Here is an 18,677-nt window from a genome sequence, read left to right as displayed (position 1 = left end):
GTATGGCGACAAGGTATAGTTTATTTAATCACACTTGTACTTGGCGCCATACTTTTTAAATATTAAAACGACAAAAAGCAGCGAAGTTCGCTGCTTTTAATTTACTCAAATATTTTATAAAACGCCGCGACGCTCTTGGTCACGTTCGATTGATTCAAATAATGCTTGGAAGTTACCTTCACCAAAGCCACCATCATCAACGCGCTGGATCATTTCTATAAAGATTGGACCAAATAAGTTTTTAGAGAAAATTTGTAATAAATAACAATTTTCACTTTGGCTATCTACGAGTATTTGATGCTGACGAATTTTTTCTTTATCTTCAGCAACCCAAGGTACACGGTCAAAAATAGTATCGTAGTACTCTGGGATAATATCTAAAGTGGCAATTGTTGATTTATCAAGCTTATCAAGAGAGCTTACTAAGTCATCTGTTAAAAACGCTAAATGTTGAACGCCTGGGCCGTTGTACTCACCAAGGTATTCATCAATTTGGTTGTTATCGTTACCTTTACCTTCGTTTATTGGAATAGAGAAGGTGCCACAAGGTGATTTTAGTGCATACGAAATAAGCGCTGTTTTTTGACCTTTAATGTCAAAGTAGCGTACTTCAGTAAAACCAAATACGTCTTTATAAAAGTTAGCCCATTTTTCCATGGTGCCTTTATAAACGTTATTGGTTAAGTGATCGATTCGGATAAAGCCTTTATCTTCTACAACATTTTGCGTTTCTAAGTCTTCAAAATCACTTTCGTAAATAGTGCCTTTGTCGCCAAATTGTTCAATAAAGTAAATTAGGCTGTCGCCAATACCATAGATTGCAGGGTAAGGCATATTTTTATGCGTTGAGTCTGTCGCTGGTTTTGCACCACGTTCTACTGCAGTTTCAAATGCTTTTTGCGCATTCTCAACACGCCAACCCATTGAACAAATAGCAGGGCCATGGCTTTTAGCAAATTCTGCAGAAAAACCTTCACGCTCGTTATTCAGTAAAAAGTGAATATCGTTTTGGTTGTAATAAACAATGTCTTTACCTTTGAATTTTTTAAGCTTAGAGAAGCCAAAATCAGTAAATACTTTATCCATATAATCAGCATCAGGTGTTGCGTACTCGGTAAATTCAATACCGACTAAACCTAAATAGTTATTTACTTCACTCATTATTATTACTCCCGCAATTAAGCACTGCGATTATGTGTTGTTGTCATATTGCAGTAGATAATCAACCAGATTTTTGATTTGGGGAAGGGGGAGGCACTATTTAGTGTGTAGTGTATGTGTAAATTTTATAGGACGGTTATTATAAAGTTACGTGTTTGTAATACAGTTAAGTAAAATGAAGTTATATGTTATAAATTAAAGTGGGAGTGCTTGTTTTTAAGTTGTTGTATTTAAATACTAAAAAGGAGGTTTAACCTGCGTTAAACCTCCTTTTAGAATTAATAATCAAAAGCCTTTTTGTATGTAATTATTTACACTTTAAGAGCCGTTACCGAAGAACTTGTTTCGCTGCTCTATCCATAAATTAGTTTTTATTGCTGGAGCTGCTTTGTAGTGACGTTCAATCGTTTGATTTAACACACGCATCGGTTGTTCAAATGTCAATTTTTTTTGCGCAGCGCCCATGCTTTTAATTTCATCTCTGGTCATAGCGCGGCCCGCATAGAGTAAGGCATTTAAATAACCAGGTACTGTTTCGTAGCCATTATCAGTAAATAAGAGCACTGCTTTGTTTAGAGCCCAACGTTGGTCTATTTCTCCAAACTCTTTTACACCCGCTAACTCACCATCAATATATACTTCAAACACGCCATTTTTTGGTGCTGTGTAAAACACAAACGCTACACGATGCCATGCCTCTGGTTTAGTATCACCAAAATATCCACTTTTAAACGTTGCTTCACCATAACCGCCACTGGGATCAATAAATATATCTGCATCATCTTCTAAATAATCTACTGTTTCAGTTTGGATTATTGCACGATAAGAATCGCTATCTTCTGATGGCCAATATAAATCCATTATTAGAGTATAGTCAGATACCATACCGTCATCTTTAAAATCACCATTTGCAGCTGTGTTTAACGTAATTAATAGGCCTTCTGTTGGAGAGTGACGAGTAAAAGCCATTACACCAGAAGGGCCATCAGTTAAATCGGCAATATTAAGATCAGTGGTTGTCTCATAGCGTGTATCTTCTGGGCCCCAACCATCATTTTCTGGGTCAAAGTAGCTTAAAACCGATGGACCTGAGTCTGGAATTAGTGGGTTTGTTGGATCGTCAAAGTTCCAAGTTGTTATATTTGCAACATTTTGGCAAGCATTAAGCTGTGTGTCTGTATCAAGGTGAAGACATTGAGTTGTTCTAAAGCGTGCGTACTGATCAAGTAGCCACCATGCTTCGGCAATTGGCTTTACATCATTAAAAGTAACACTGCTAAAAAATAAATCTGGATTAAGTGCCGCACCTTTAAATAAAGCGACATTATAATTTGTCGTTACTTGAATATCTTCTGGCTTTAACACAAACCAATCGGGTTGGCTGGCAATCATCGTGTTTAAATCATTGCCTGTAACGGTTACTTGATACAGTGAATTAAAGCCAGGTGTGTTTGAAGGCTGTCTTTCAACATAAAATGCTTTGTGAAAATCTTCTTGTGTAACAGTTCCTGGCGTCCATCTTTTTTGTACAAGTTCAGGGTTAAGCAGCGCTGCGTTAATTGAGCTTGAATGTTTAGTTGCAAGTGCTGTTATTTCTGCAACTTCAAAGCTACTTGGGTAGTTTTCTGAAATGGCAATTTCTGTATCAGCATCGGGTGCATATCTGCCCATTATTTCATCGATAGCGAGCTTGGTTTCTTCGTCAGGTACTATAGATGTTCGCGTATCCACATGTTGATAATCGTAACGACTTAGTGTTTTATCGGCTGTATCAAATACTAAATTTAAGTCGGTGACTCCGCGTGCATAAAAGTCGGGCTGAATAACTAAAGCATTATTCTCAAGCTCTATAAAATCCTCACCACCATGAGTATGCCCGCCAAGTACTAAGTCTATGCCGGGTACATTGGTTGCTATCTCAACATCAGTTCCTTTGCCTAAATGGCTTAGCATAATCATGTAGTCAACTTCATCGCGGTATTGGCTTACAATACTTTGTGCGATTTGTTGCCATTGCCAACTCATTTTAAATTGTTTTATAAAGTCAGGAATAGGGTCATTTTCAATCGGCTCGTCAAGTTCATTCCATGGTACTGAAGTCATCCCAAACACACCCAATTTTATGCAGCCAACCTGTACTTTAGCAAAGTCGACACCGCCAAAGCTTTTATTTTGCTCTCCCTCAAAGCGGGTATTACTTGCAAGTACAATGGCATTATCGTCTTGTGAAAACTCAATTAGCCTTTCAGGGCCCCACGCATAGTCATGGTTCCCTAAAACACGTAAATCAAAAGCCATTAGCTTTACGGTTTCATCAGAGGCTAAGCCTTGTGATATTTGCTCTGCAACGGTCCCTTTTTCGTAATCATCGCCACCATCGGTGAATAATGTATGCGGTGATTCGCTTAGCGCTTTTTTATAATAGGCCTTAATGCGGCTAAAATATTGTTCTTGATACCCAAAGCGAGAATGCATGTCGGCAACGTGAACAAACCGCACAGATTGCTCTGTTGCATTAGCATCACAGGTTGGGCCAATATCAGAAAATGCAACAGTACGTTGCACTTCTATTGCATAGCTACCTAGTTGGTTTACTTGTGCGCTGACAAAGCCTTGAGATACCGTTGAATTAGTAATACTTGACCAAGAGTCTCCGCTTAAACGAGCAAGAGTTAATTGGCCGCCTAATACATAGTCGTCAGGTATTTTTATAGTAATTGTCATTGGACTAGAAAGTTGAACTGTACTTGGGGTAAGCGTATGTATATCTGAAATGATATTTTTTGCTTGATTACTCTCATCAAGGACTAATTTTTCGTAGGTTATGTCAGTATCGTTGGTCACGGCTTGCCCAGGGGCATTGATAGTAAAGTTACCTTCATCTAATGACGTTTGTAAGCCATTAGCGTTGGTAATAATTAAACCACTAGGCTCAGGCTCTACAGGATCATTTGGATTTACTGTTACTTCATCACCGCCACCACAGGCAGATAAAAAAATGAGGAGAAATGCTAGTCGAGCGGCACGTGATAACGTTAATAAATGCATATACTGCTATCCCTGAGTCTATTCAATAATCAATCAGGACATATTATCAGTTAACGAGAGTGGGGCAAAGTTGAATAAAAAAAATTCCCCCATAGGCGCTATGGAGGAATATATCGGTTATGTTGTTATATTTAAAATAAACAACAATTAAGAGACTCTCTCTTCTAACCCTTGTTTTTCCCATACTTTAGCTTTAAAGGTCATTAGTACTAAAACAACACCAACACCAATGCTAAATAATGCAATTTGTAAGTATAAGTTAGGGATTTCTTCAACATTATTCGGATCGAAATTACCAGCAAGTAAACCTGCGATAATGTTACCGATTGAGTAAGTTAATACAAACACACCCATCATTTGACCTGTATAACGTTTAGGCGATAACTTACTTACCGCACTTAATGCTACAGGGCTTAAACAAAGCTCACCTACAGTATGTAAAAAGTAGGTAGTAACAAGCCAGTAAGGCGCTACTTTTAAGCCTTCAGCTGCGTAATGAGCCGCCATAAACATAACTAAAAAGCCTGATGCCATGATAATTAAGCCAATTGCACACTTAACGCTATAGCTAGGTGATACTAAGCTTTTAGATAAGTTAATCCAAAGCGCTGCAAAAAATGGCGATAAAGCAATAATAAACAGTGAGTTTAATGATTGAAACCACGTTGTAGGGATTTCAAAAGTACCAATAAGGCGATCAGTATAGTCGCGAGCAAATAAGTTTAATGATGAACCAGCTTGTTCAAAGCCAGACCAAAAACATGCTGATGCAATACAGACTAAAAATAGTGCCCACATTCTTTGTTTTTCGGCATCGGTTAAATTACCTGTAAAGTAAATAACACCAAAATAAACAAAAAAGATAATAGTAAATACAATAGCTACGTACCCTGCAACCACTGTTGGATTAATAACAATAGCGCCGGTCATTGCAGCCGTAGTAACTGCAGCAGCTGCAATTATAAATACAGCAATACCACCCCAAGCGCGTGAAGTGCCTTTAGGACCTAATGGATTAGCAGGTAGTGCGCCGTGCTCTGGTAAGTTATTAAGTGTGAGTTTGTACTGCACTAAACCAATAGCCATACCTACAGCTGCTGCACCAAATGCCCAGTGCCAGCCTACGTTCTCCATAAAGTAACCACATACGTAGTAACCTATTAAAGAACCCATGTTAATACCCATGTAATAAATAGCGTAACCGCCATCACGACGCTCATCAGCATCGCTATATAATTGGCCTACCATTGCACTGATATTTGGTTTTAGTAAACCAGTACCTGTTGCTACAAATATTAAGCCAATAAAGAAAGAATAATCATGTGGAATAGCCAAAATAATATGGCCAATCATAATAATTATGCCGCCATACCAAACTGCTTTTTGACCACCAAACAATCTATCAGCTAGCCAACCACCTGGTAAGCCTAAAAAGTATACTGCGCCTGTGTACAAACCATAGATTGCAGCAGCTGATGCAACAGTAAAGGCAAGGCCTTCTTCTTGTAAGCTTGCTGTCATGAATAATACGAGCATAGCTCGCATACCGTAATAACTCATTCGTTCCCACATTTCAGTGAAGAACAATGTCGAAAGTCCTTTAGGGTGGCCAAACCAACCACTATCTGGAGCTGAACTCATATTTACTTCCTAACTTTAAGAATTGTTGTAATGGCCTTATAATTTTTTGCTTTAGCTATCTTAATATTTAGTCATACTAAAATGCTCGACCATCAGTTTATTATTTGTAGCTAAGATAATGATTTGCTATATGGTAGTAACACCAGAAGGTAAGAGACACACCCTTATCCTAGTTACAATTGGGCACAAGTATACATATACCTTAGTGCTAGGGGAAGTATTGCGCGGTGTATCACCTTATGCCAAGTTAGAACTCAGCATAAGGAACAATAGGGGTACCTGGGAACTCAAGTGTTCCGTACACAGGGTTAAAATAGTAACGTATGTAAAGTTGACCAAAGTTTGGTTCGTAAAAGTCAGAACGATCGATGGCTAAGTAGCCACCAAAAAACCAATTCGGCGTTATTCTATACTCAAAACTACCTTCAAGATTATATGAAACACCAGAACTTGTTTCACCTTCAAAAACAGGATCAACACCTGTTATTGACTCTCTATCATATGCAGCTATTTGCAAATCGCTATCGTTAGGGAAGAAATCAATAGATTGAGTTTTTGTTTGCGAGTAAGAAATACCTGTTTTTAATCGATAGACAAAATCATCGCCCCAACGCGCGTCATAAGTGAGTGGCACAGATAAGCCTACATAGTTTTGTGGACTGTAATAACCACCATGGCCCCATGTTTCTTCACTTAAATTATACTTGTATGCCCAATGTAATAAGCTAGCGCCTACGGTAAATTCACGCTCTTGATTGCTAATTACACGGTAATAAGTACCGCCCATCATACGGTAGCGTTGGTTGTCTTTTACATTTTGGCCTTTATAAAGGGTAAAGTCGGCGCTTGACCAAAAACCCCATTTTCCACCTAAGTCATGCGATACATTAGCAGTTAGACCTGTAGAGCGTACACCACCCCAAACTTCACCTGTATTTACATCTTTTAAGCCTGCATAAGAAAGTACTGAGCTCGTAACTGGGCGTTTTTCAAGTTCTAGGCTATATCCAAAGTCGCCAAAACTGTCTGCGTAATTTACGCCCCACACAAAGTCTTCAATTAAAAAGCCAAGTGGGGTAGTGCCTACATCTACACGCCAGTTTTCGTTTTGCCAACCAATACCTATATCTACACCATTTTCCTCTGGTGTCACTTCATCGACTGAACAAGTGAAAATACATAAAGCACCTTGTCCGTAGCGACTACCAGCGAACTGCTCATCAAAGCGAGTTGTTTGTGCGCTAATAGTAGTCGGGTCTACTTTAATAAACCCTTGGCCTTGCCAAAGCGGAAAGTAAGCTTCAATCGGGACTAAGCCTGCCCCAAGTGTTGCTTCACTTTCGGTACTTGTTTGCCCACTAAAGTTAACACCAATAGCAATGTAGGCTTGGTTTTTATTTTGCTCGTTTATTAGCTCACGTTTAGCACCGTTTACATACCATTCATCGCTTTCATTTATTTTTAAAAGCGCTCCGTAAAGCTCTTTTTCATTCAATGTACGATTAGGTGACAGGGTTTGTGCATACCAAAATTGTGCTTGTTCGGTTTCATTAAACTTACTGGCTACTTGAGCGCCTAAATAACGTAACTCTTGATCGTTTGGTGACTTTTCAATAAGTTGTTTAGCTAAATAAAGTGCATCCCCTGAGTAATTAAACTCATTAAGAGATGACATGATTTGGCGTTGTAAGTAACCATCTTGCGGCGTGGTTTGCGTAATCGCTTTTTGCGTAACTTCTTTTGCTTGAAAGTCGTCTCCAAGTTCTATGTATGCATTAGCAATAGCGAGAAGCGCTTGAGGCTCTATGGTTTGTTTGTTTTGAACTTTTTGTTGATACAAAATAACCGCTGCTTCGCGCTGTTCAAGTGCTAAGTTTGCATTAATAAGGGCAGTTGTTGTTGCTGGAGTATTTTTATATTTTTGATCCAGCTGGTTAAGCTTAGCGATTAAATCACTGCCATTATAATACTCGGTAATATAGCTATTTTGTAGCTGTACATATTGAGTTTTTTCGTTTTCAGTAGCGCTCTCTGGTAACGTGTAATTTTCAAACCATTGCTTCGTTTTATTTTCATCTCCTTGATCTAAAAGCCATTCACCATAAAGTGTATGCCAATAAGGAGAAAGCGAAGGCTCAGCTTTCAGTGCTTTGTTTATAAGTCTTATAGCGTGTTTTTTTTCGTCGATTCGATACCAGCTTCGCGATAACTCAGCCTGCATGGCAGGTGTTAAGCTTTGTGCTTCTAAGTTACTTAAATGATAGATTGCAGTGGCTTTATCTTTAGCGTCAAGGTGGCGCTCACTTTGTGTTAAAGACTCATTAAGTTGCAGCTGTTGTTCAAGCGCAATAATATCTTTATCTCTGGATTTAAATGGAATGTACTGCAATGTTTTAATAGCACCTTGATAATCATCAAGGGATCGTAAAAAAAGCGCGTGGCTATAACGAATTTGAGGATTTAGCGGAAACTGCCACAGCACATTATTAAATAAAGTACGGGCCTCTTCTGTGAGTCCTTTTTGTTGATATATAAAGGCTAAATCGTAATATAACCAAGGCTGCTCAGGCGCTATTTCAATTGCATCTTTTAATACTTTTTCGGCTAGCTCTAAGTCGCCTGACTGCGTTAATGCATCAGCTTTTGCGCGGTACTGACTGCTTAAAGAGACAGAATATGAATCTTTAACTAATTTTTTTTGATTAAACGATAAGCTGTTATAAAAAGAAGTTAAGGCTTGTTCATTTTGTTCTAATTCAGCTATTTCAAGCAGACCAATTAAAGCGCTCCTATTAAGTGGATCACTTTTTAAAACAATTTGATATGTAAGAGCAGCTTGTGAATATTGCCCTTGAGCAAATTGTAATAAACCTTTGTTATATATTACTGTATTAGTTTCTTGCCCTAAGGTAGCGGCTAAATCTAGCTTAAGTTTAGCAGTTTTAAACTCTTTATTATTAATAGCATTTTTAGCTTCGCGAATATAAAGCCAAAGCTTAGCTGTTTTTGCCAATTCTTGCAGTGTTTCACGCTCGGCGAACTCAGCTGTAAATTTTTGCGCACGAGTAAAATATTGATACGACTTTTGGTTTTCACCAAGCCGTAAATAGAGTGTGCCAAGGCTTCGCATTATAGCGCCGTCTTGCGGACGACCTCTTAAGGCTTTTAAAAGCAGAGGCTCTGCGGCGGCAAGTTTATTTTTCTCAAGTAATCTATCGCCCCTAACCCAAAGCTGATAGGCAGGATCGGCAAGCAGTGTTTGGCGTTTTTTATAATCTTTTAGAAAATCTTGATATTGTAATTCGCCCTTACTACTAAAAGGGTAAAGCGTGAAATAGCGTTGATACTGCTTAACTGTATCATCTGTTAAGGGCATTTCTAGCAAAGCACTAAGCCAAATATATTCTACTTCATTAATAAAAGTAGGGCCTGCGCCATATTTACTTAAAATATCAATCGCTTTTTTATCTGTCAGATTACGCCTAAGTAAGTGGCGTGCATAAGCGACTTCTATTTGCGCGATACTTGGGTAGTATTGAGCTAATTTTTCATAGCCTTTTTTAACGCTTTCCCATTGGCCGCTGTCTTGCCCATACCAACTTAAATGCTCAAGCTCGTAATCTAATGTAGGGTAAACGTTTTTAAAAATATTATTATAGATTTCGCGAGCTTGTTTATAACGACCCGCACGAGCCAGTAATTTAGCTTCTTGAATTGAAGATTTATCTTTACCTTCAGTACGAGAAAGTACTTTTAGTTTTTCAACGCACGGGGTTTGTTTGGTAAGCCCATTATCTATTTTATTTAATAACTGGTTGGCTTTCGCAGATTCGCCATTGGCAAAATCATAACGCGCTACTGCGCACTGTGTTTCTATCCGGGCAGGGGCAATGGCGACTAGCTTTCGTAAGCTATCTTCAACTAGTTTTTTATTTTGCTGTGCTTCACCAATACTTATTTGGCTTAATAACCAATCAACAGATTGCGTATCAATATCGTTGGCTGTGTTAGCGCTCAATCCAGAGCTAAGCGCTAATGTGCAAGCGAGGGCAAACCTTAACGGCATTCAGTGCTCCATACCGGTTGTAGCGTCCCATCTGCTGTAATTGAAAAACGCTTATTTAAAGCACTTGTACCAAACAAGTTAAGCACGCTGTCGTAATAACGAGTCTGGGTAAATGATTTATCAATCATTAGTTTTTGCTGAATCGCCATTACCGTAGAGTTATCGTTATTAGTCGCCAGTAAAGGTAACAAAGCTGAATTAAAGCCTAAAGGGCCTCTTTTTTCAGATTTTCCAGATTTAGCAAAGGTATTTAAAGGCACGTAACCACGTTTATTAATTGTTTCTATAAAAGGGTTGAATTGCGCTAATAGCTCTTTTTTATAAGGTGCGTTGTCTGCCATCATACTTGCCCATAAATACACTCTAATAGCGTTATAACTGCCCAAGTCGCTCGTTTTTTTATCGTAGTAAAAGCCATTATTCGCATCAAACATTACCCAGTCAGGGCTAACACCTTGCTTTGCTGTATCTAAAATTAGCTTTGCTGAGCCTTCGTGTAATTGATGCCAAGGCGAGTGTGGGTAGAGCTTTTTAAACTGCTGGTAAATAAATAATGGTGAGTAGCTCGGGTTTAACTTAAAACGTTTATTATCAAATTCAAAACCTGTAGGAGCGGGTAGTAATGATAAACCTAGGCCCGAGATATAAGCGGTTTCTTCACGCATTATTCGCTGTGCAAGTACAGCTGCTAATATGCTGTAGCGGCGCTCATCCCAAAGAATAGCAGCTTGCGATAAGCTGTATGCTATCCATAAGTCTGAATCAGACGCAGGGTTTGAATCTAAAATTCCGCCAACATTTTGATTATTAACACCCCATTGCCATGCCGGTAAACGAGTGCTTAAATCACCTTCTGATAAATGTTCTTGCGTCCAATCAAGCACTAAGTCAAACATTGCTTTGTCATTTGCTACAACAGCAAAAAATAAGGCATAAGATTGGCCTTCAGAGGTTGTGACTTTTTGCTCACTCCCCAAATCAATAACGCGACCATCTTGGCTTATAAAGTTACTTTTAAACGTTTGCCATGCATCCCATGGTTGGCATTGCTCTATTTGTGCATTGGCATTAAAGGTAAATAATGCAATCACGGTAAAAAATACATTAATGAGTGACTTCATTACTTATCTCCTTCAGCTAATCGCTTGTATGTTAATGCTTGCAGTAATCGCCATATTATAAATGAGATCAACAGTAGTGTTAAAATAGACAATAGTGCCAGTACAAATGGGTGATCCGATAAATGGAACCAAATTAGGGTATGCACAGGAATGTGACCAACAAAATATTGCTCATCAGTTTTAATTGTTTTAATGCCTTGAGAATTTATGACCGCAGCACTGCCTTTAATTTGCGCAAGAGCTTCTGAACTCATTAACGCATCATCAAGTAGAGTAAAGGCTTTTTGTGATGTTGCACTAAGCGATACAATTGAACGCTCTGAATCAAACGGTGATTGAAAGCCAGTAATAACGGCCATATCACCACTACTTTTTATACTTACTTGGACTTTATCTGTTGTCTGCTCATCGTAAGCACCATTGTATATGGCTTGTTTTATAGCGCGCTGATTATTATCAAGCAGGATATTGGTTTGCGCATCTTCATCTAAGTTATTAGCAATGCTATTAGGTTTTGCGATTACTAAGATGTCTTTATCATCTAAGTTGGCATCTTCGTTTAAATGAGCAACACTTATTCTATGAGCGGGGTAGCCTGTAATAGCACCAAAGTGGCCTGTTAAATTAAACAATACAGATAGTGCTTTAGGTGATGGAACTTCATCTATCAATACTAAAGTTTGTTGTAAGTCTGCGTATTTTGTAAATGGGAATCCGCTGTTTGCAAATACATTTAAATCAGGTAAAGCCATGTAATGATCAAACCCACTTACATCAATGTTAGAGTTTCCATCAATTACCCCGTACTCGCCACCAGGTGGAGCAACGGCACATTCGCCTTTTTTAAGTACTGCAAATCTAAAGTCAAAATTTAACTCATTTCGGCTGGCAAGATTAATACCGTCTAATGAAAAGTCTTCAGCGCTTTGCGTTGTGTCTGTATTAGCAATTAAAGGCAGCAACGTTTTAGCGGTAGTTAACGATGTGTCTTTTTTATCAAGTAAAAAACCACTTATAAATTCTTGGTTTATTAGCATGTTCAAACGTGAATTTAATGTTTCGCTCTCTGGGGTATTACGGTATTGCAAAGTAATAGGAATCCCTTTTTCACGCCAAGTAAATAAATCCGGTGCAAAACGAACATTTAATTTTATAGGGCCGTTGTTAAGACCCTCAGCTTGTAACTGAGTCGGGTAGTCAATAAGCTCGTCAAAGTGCACGGGACGATCGTTTCTGAGCCATCTCGGCGCATCATAAGCTTTACGCAGTGGGAGTTTGTTAATTGCTTCGATGCTTGCACTTCGGCCAGTCATAATTTTATGACCAAATACAAGACCAGTAACCGCTGTTTTTAAGTCTTTTTCGTCACGCCCCAAAATTAGCAGCATTTTATTGTATCTGTGAATCGGACTTGAAATTAGCTCGACGGTTGGCTTTTCAACATCTGGATAATCTTTTAAAAAATCAGGTTTTGAGTCATTAGTAATAAACACCACACTGTGCTGCTCTGGTGCTTTATTTAAAACTACGGGAAAGTTAGCGCCACGCCAGTCTGCTTGCGCGCCAAACCAACTAGATAAAGTGGCAGCAGCTTCTATAGCTTGTGTATTAGGTGTGCTTGCAAATACAAAAGGTAAGTTTAATTTGTTGTAATCTTTAGCATCAAAAAATGGTTCTGGTAAATATTCAAGGCGGCTATCAATCGCTAACTGTTTTTGATCAAGCGTGATGTGGCTTGATTTGTTTATTTCAGTCCAAATTGAGCGGCTAAAGTAATCTTGGCATCGTAAGTCGTAGTAGCCAACTAGTTCAAAGCGAATTTGGTTGTAGTCTTGAATGTATTTAGCATTTAGGTCTAGGCTATGACTTACCGTATTTTTTACAATACTTAATTGCTCATTAATAGGTAAAACAGTAACTAAGTTATCGTTAAAATAAACTTTTAAATGCGATACATTAGCCAGCAATGAAGGTGAGTTGGTGTACGAAAAGTTAAGCTTTAGATTAGTGCTTAATTTATCAATTCTATTTGTGAAATCGACTCGAGAATTATTATTCACGCCGTCGAGTTTATAGTCGTTGAACCCTAACTTTTCAAAGCTAAGACGTAAACTAGAAACCTGAGCGCTCTCAGGGTAGCCATTTACAAACATAGTTTTGTCGTGCATAGGCTCGATAGCGAGCACTTGATATGCGCTACTAATAAGTAACAATGTTAGAAATGTATTAAGTAACTTTTTAATCATAATTATTATGCACTATCGGTTTTTTTGGAGTAAATGAATTTATGTAAATGACAGTATTAGTCATAAACTTAATTATAGGTTGTAACGCTCTTGGGGCATGAAACAATAAATTACTAAAGCCCCGTAAACTGGTTTTTTGTACTTCTTTGAAGCTATACGATGGACGGTCATGTCTAAAGTTATTTTGCCAATCTAGCCAAGCATCTGCTCTTGAGAAGGTACATTGTATAAAAGCTCTCTGTTTTTCGAGAGATAAATCCTTAAGTGTAAGGCCAATTTGTTTTTTGCGGGTATTACATACATACGTTGTAAACGAAAACTGCTTATTACCGCGACTCATTAATAATTCAATTTTATCGTTAACACGGCATAAATGCGCGTGATCTGTCTCTATGCCCACGCCGTTATCTGAATAATCCGTTATTTTTACTTTCAAAGTATGACCATTTGCTAAACGAACGCCGGCAGGAAAGTTTGCCTTTATACGATGCGAGTGCCTCACTTGACGAGCTTCAGCTGCAACAGCAACCGCAGCACCTAAAATTATAATATTATAAAAAGCCCAACCCATACTTATTATAAGTACGCCAATCTGGCTTGGGTCACCTAAAAATAGACGTAATACACCCACTAATATACCAAGTAAATTAATAAGTAAGAGAATTAAATACGGTTTAGAAATACCCCAATCGTAATGCTCTTTATCATTTAAACCACCTTTTTCGGTTACGTTAAACTTACCCTTATTAGGATTAAATAAAGCAACGGTGGTTGGTTTTAATATGTACCAAGCAAGTACTGACTCATACACTTCACCCCAAAAGGAGTAACGGTATTTACCTTGAATACGTGAGTTAGTCGCTTTTATTTGAATTAATGTCGGCACTACATAAATAAAAATAGCTAAAAATGGGGCATAAATTATGTATGCATTAAAATATATTAGCGCTAAAGGGGCTGTTAAAAATACAATACGAGGAATACCCGATAAAAAGTGCAGCATTGCGTTTATGTAGCATAATCGTTGAGGAATGCTTAAACCCTTACCCATTAATGGATTATCAAGTCTAAATATCTGCGCCATACCACGCGCCCAGCGAATGCGTTGACCTATATGCGCTGACAGGCTATCGGTTGCAAGACCTGCTGCCTGTGGAATATTTATATAAGCAGTTTTATAACCAGCGCGCTGCATACGAAGTGCCGTGTGAGCATCCTCCGTTACTGTTTCAAATGCAAAACCGCCAATATCATCAAGCGCAGCTCGTTTTAATACGGCGCAAGAGCCACAAAAGAAGGTCGCATCCCACATGTCGTTTCCGTCTTGAATAAGCCCATAAAACAACATGTTTTCGTTAGGAATTTGACTATGGTTGTTAAGGTTGCGCTCAAACGGATCTGCAGAGAAAAAGTGATGCGGTGTTTGCACTAAACACACTTTACTATCTTTTAAAAACTGTCCCATCGTCATTTGCAAAAATGAGCGAGCAGGGACATGGTCACAATCAAAAATTGCGATATATTCGCCATCGGTATAACGCATAGCGCTATTCATATTGCCGGCTTTAGCATGATTGTTATCCGAACGAGCTAAATAGCCTACTCCAATTTCCTCTGCAAATTCCTTAAACTCTGGGCGCTTACCATCATCTAATATATAAACATTTAGTTTATCTGCAGGCCAATCGATACTTAAAGCAGCCAGAGTAGTGGGCCTTACAACGCTTAATGGCTCATTATAAGTTGGAATATATACATCTACTGTTGGCCATAAGTCAGTGTTTTTTGGTAAAGGCACTGGTTTTCGCTCAAGCGGGTTAATTGTTTGGAAAAAACCTAAAATCAGTACAAGCCAGGCATACGTTTCAGCAAGTAATAAGCCACCACCTAGTGCAAGTGCAAGTGGATCATCCCAATTTAAAGTCTCAGTGTAACGCCACCACAAGTAACGAGAAGACGTAGTTACTGACAGAGTAATCATGACAATGGTTGCCATTTGGCCTTTTACTCGTTTAAGCGCATACGCAACTAGTAAAATAAAGCTTATAAAAACGGCTTGAGCTTCCAAGCTAAAAGGAATTGTAATAAATATTGCTAATAAAAATAGAATAAACGCGATAATAACGTATTTGACTAGTTTATTTTGCCATACACGCGCATCCGCCATGGTTTTAAACGCACTTTTTTTAGGGCCTTTTTTGTTTTTTGATAGTAAGCGCTTTAACAATCTACCTAGCTTTAAATCAAACCAACGTAATTGCCTTAAAAGGTAGCTAACACCATCATAAAAATAATTAACAGCATCATCTTTTACAGAACTAGATTTAAGCTGGTTTTTAAAAAACACTAAAAAAACACTTTGTATAATAAAGCGTAATATATTTGAGTAAATGTAGGTTCGGTAAGGCAACCTTAAATGAGGGTAGTAGTCATAAAGGGTATATTCAAAGCTGATTTTGTGCTTTTTAATATTTATAAACAGTGAGCTTAAAAGCGTAATAAAAGGCATTAAAAAAGCTTCAATAACATTTACTTTATGTTGATTAAAGTAGCTATGAAACTTAAATAAAATGTACCGGACTAACTTATCAGTAAATAAAATGCTCAGCAGCAAGTATAAAGTGCTGTGAATAGGGCGCTGATAAAATAATGTAATGCTCATTTTATAAGGTCGCTTTACTAACTAGCCAACCAGCTAGTGTTTCAAAGTCATCGTTTGCGACACTATATGGCGCACAATTAAGCGCTACATTTCTGTATGCGGTTGACTCTTTAATAACTTCGTCACTGTTGATAAAAAACGGAGCCATAAGGGGGAGCGTAGATTGCCAAAGAGAAAACAAGTCAAATTCTAGCGTAGATGCAGAATTATAGCGGTTAACTAAAAAGTAATGCTTCCAATCAGTATCTGAATTTTTGAGTGTTTGTAGGCGTCTATAAATTAAGCTGTGACAAATAGCGTCGCAATTAACCAGTTCAATTACAATATCGTTTTTCTCTAACGGATAGTGGGGAAGGTTAATATGTGCAGGGCAGTCAAAAATTACCCACGCTTCTTGGCTATAATTTAGGTTTTTGCATCTATTTACCATTTTAGTGATGTTATCGATGCTAGTATCAGTGCTGTCACCATATGGTAAAAATATAATGCCATCGTCATCTTGATGAAAATGCACAAGTGCATCTTCAAAGCTCGCTTCATTACTCCAGCCTTTGGTATATTTCCATGGCAAGCCAAAATGTAAACCTAGGTCACTTTTTGCATCTAGATCGATTGCAATAACGTCAACATCAGACTTTTTTAGCACGCACGCTAAATTTGCAACCACAGAGGTAGTGCCTAAACCGCCTTTGATACCTTTAACGAAAACTCTTTGCAACGGATGTTTTACCTATCTTTAATTGAACTAACTTATATGTTTAGTTCGTTGTTTATTTCTTTAAGTAATGCGTACTTATTAATTGTATTATTATTTTGCTGCTTGTTTACAATTTCTATGTAGTCATCACTCTTTCCACCAAAACGTAGTGCAAGGTTTTCTATGTCACTTGATGTTAACGTTTGTGAGTTTTTAGGCGTCAAGTTATTCATTATTACCTTTACAGTTACTTTAATTATTTTGATTAAAAGTGGACAATATTTGGCTATTATATATAGAATAACGGTTAAAACTAGTAAAAAAGTATTTTTTATAGGGCGTTTTAAGTGCATAACTTTAACATAACGGGATTAGAGCCTGCTGCAAAAGAGTTAAAATCGGCTTCAAGTTATGCTGTTTTAGCCCCTTTAGACAATTTTGTAATCGAATTGGCGTTACATTCAATTAACCAAAGCTTGGTTAATGATATATATATAGTTTCCCAAGAGGTTGAATCATTTTTTGATTCTTCTTTTTCTGCATCGTTAAATTATGCTTATAAGCATAATAGAGTACACCCTTTTTCGTTGGCCTCAGAAACGCAGAATCATTCTATAGAGAAAATTAATTCAGGTATTATAAAAGAAATAAGTGCTTATAAACGCCTAAACAAAGCGCTTATTTTTGTTCATTTTAATACAGCACAGTTAAGCAGTACTGACGAGAAAAGCTTAGAGCTGATGATGAGGCAGTACAACGATTTTGTTCGTAGTACGGGAGCTACATTATTATTTTTAATTTCGGGACCTGATATTGCAAATTATCGCTTTTTATTTAGACGATTAAACAATGTATTTGATGGGCTGGTATTTGTTGATAACGACTCTGCGGTTCGAGTACTTGAATATGATTATTGGCGTCACAGTAGGGGGGTTATTGCTGGTGAACATTACCAATTATTATTAAGTGGTAATCAGTTTGTTGTTCAAACTGGAACGCCAAGCGAAAGTAAAACACTTAAACACTCAGACTTTTCCGATGAAGACGATGTCTGGCTCGTGCAAAGTGCTGTGCCCGAAGGTACTAAGTTACCGATGCATTATAAAAGCGTAAAAGATAATAATGATTTATTTAATAAAGGCCCAAAAGTAGAAGCAGCCACCTTAATTTTTGCAGTTACGCGTTACACCGATTTGGCGCTATTGGGTAAGCAGTGTTTTGAACTTAGAAAAAACTGCGGACGATGGTTAAAGCTTGTTATTCAAAATGTTGATGGTGTTATTCGCCATCAAGATGAGTGCTTATTTTTAACCTTGGGTGTAAATCTGATTTTGTATAGCTTTTCAGAGCCTTCGCGTTTGCTTTCACAAGTGCAATCTATTCAAGGTTTTAAGTTTTCAAGGCCTTTACCTTCCTCAGTTGAGGATGTTTTAAAATACACTGAAAATACCTTTTCGAAAGGATATTTACCTTTCATCGAGTTTACGAAACAAGTAGAAATTCATAGTGACTCAGCCGTTAATTTAGGTGTTAGTGGTGTGCTAGTGAAACTTGAGCTACTACCAAGAATTGACCCTATTCATCCTTTGCATTTATTTCATATTAAGCGCGAAGGTGATGTATTTAGCATTGCAGATAATACAGTTTATTTATATTTGCATGCTTGTAGAGAAAATGACGTTGATAATGCAATTAAGCATTTGTTTAAATTAAAAACGAGTGATTTTTTTGTACAGCAAAATATAATTTCTGACCACTTTTACATTCAACAAGAATGTAAACAGCTAAGGCGATTTTATAAAAGTAAGAGTGTTGTAGATTTCTCGCAAAAACTTGCTGAGAATGATAGCTATAAATTTGCACCTGATATAGCAAATAGCGTTACTGAAAATATTAACACCCCAGAATTTTCTAGTAAAAGCCGCCCAGATGCTAAGCCTTTTATAATGAAACTAAGAGATAGCTTATGAGTATGAATCAGCTTTTAATTACCGTGTTTCTTGCAATGGTGCTTGGCGCGGTGCTTTGTATGCTA

At 37.7% G+C, this 18,677-nt stretch carries 10 protein-coding genes; 1 reads left to right on the top strand and 9 read right to left on the bottom strand.

Features of this window, described 5'->3' with window-relative positions; all coding sequences use genetic code 11:
• Positions 1-114 precede the first annotated feature (114 nt).
• The 9 genes from hppD to bcsR form a co-directional block, all read right to left on the bottom strand.
• Complete coding sequence (hppD, locus tag H5122_RS11295) at positions 115-1,161, bottom strand: 4-hydroxyphenylpyruvate dioxygenase (protein WP_149594251.1); 1,047 nt, start codon at positions 1,159-1,161, stop codon at positions 115-117.
• Positions 1,162-1,479: 318 nt separating this feature from the next.
• Positions 1,480-4,209 (bottom strand): metallophosphoesterase, encoded by a 2,730-nt coding sequence (locus H5122_RS11290; RefSeq protein ID WP_182682244.1) that lies wholly within the window; start codon positions 4,207-4,209, stop codon positions 1,480-1,482.
• Between the two features lie 147 nt (positions 4,210-4,356).
• The gene (locus H5122_RS11285; protein ID WP_182673726.1) at positions 4,357-5,850 is read right to left on the bottom strand and encodes a peptide MFS transporter; all 1,494 of its coding nucleotides are present in this window, start codon (positions 5,848-5,850) and stop codon (positions 4,357-4,359) included.
• Positions 5,851-6,097: 247 nt separating this feature from the next.
• Positions 6,098-9,916 carry a cellulose synthase subunit BcsC-related outer membrane protein gene (locus H5122_RS11280; RefSeq protein WP_182670877.1) on the bottom strand — a complete coding sequence of 1,273 codons (3,819 nt, stop codon included), beginning with the start codon at positions 9,914-9,916 and terminating at the stop codon, positions 6,098-6,100.
• Positions 9,907-11,037 (bottom strand): cellulose synthase complex periplasmic endoglucanase BcsZ, encoded by a 1,131-nt coding sequence (bcsZ, locus tag H5122_RS11275; RefSeq protein ID WP_182670878.1) that lies wholly within the window; start codon positions 11,035-11,037, stop codon positions 9,907-9,909. Before bcsZ ends, H5122_RS11280 begins: the two co-directional genes overlap by 10 nt.
• Positions 11,037-13,283 carry a cellulose biosynthesis cyclic di-GMP-binding regulatory protein BcsB gene (gene bcsB / locus H5122_RS11270; RefSeq protein ID WP_182682245.1) on the bottom strand — a complete coding sequence of 749 codons (2,247 nt, stop codon included), beginning with the start codon at positions 13,281-13,283 and terminating at the stop codon, positions 11,037-11,039. Before bcsB ends, bcsZ begins: the two co-directional genes overlap by 1 nt.
• Entirely contained in the window at positions 13,276-15,945 is a 2,670-nt protein-coding gene (gene bcsA, locus H5122_RS11265; protein ID WP_182682246.1) for a UDP-forming cellulose synthase catalytic subunit, read from the bottom strand. The genes bcsB and bcsA overlap by 8 nt, the downstream gene beginning before the upstream one ends.
• 1 nt (position 15,946) lies before the next feature.
• Positions 15,947-16,663, bottom strand: a complete 717-nt coding sequence (gene bcsQ, locus H5122_RS11260) for a cellulose biosynthesis protein BcsQ (RefSeq protein WP_182673722.1) — start codon at positions 16,661-16,663, stop codon at positions 15,947-15,949.
• 32 nt (positions 16,664-16,695) lie between these two features.
• Positions 16,696-16,875, bottom strand: a complete 180-nt coding sequence (bcsR, locus tag H5122_RS11255) for a BcsR/BcsP family cellulose biosynthesis protein (protein ID WP_182670882.1) — start codon at positions 16,873-16,875, stop codon at positions 16,696-16,698.
• Between the two features lie 114 nt (positions 16,876-16,989).
• Between bcsR and bcsE the strand changes: the two genes are divergently transcribed.
• The gene (bcsE, locus tag H5122_RS11250; protein WP_182682247.1) at positions 16,990-18,612 is read left to right on the top strand and encodes a cellulose biosynthesis protein BcsE; all 1,623 of its coding nucleotides are present in this window, start codon (positions 16,990-16,992) and stop codon (positions 18,610-18,612) included.
• The last annotated feature ends 65 nt before the right edge of the window (positions 18,613-18,677 follow it).

The organism is Pseudoalteromonas sp. SG43-8, assembly GCF_014164245.1.
In the GTDB taxonomy this organism is placed as follows: domain Bacteria; phylum Pseudomonadota; class Gammaproteobacteria; order Enterobacterales; family Alteromonadaceae; genus Pseudoalteromonas; species Pseudoalteromonas distincta.
The sequence above is the reverse complement of the archived record's forward strand: the minus strand, read 5'-3'. Positions and strand labels throughout refer to the sequence as shown.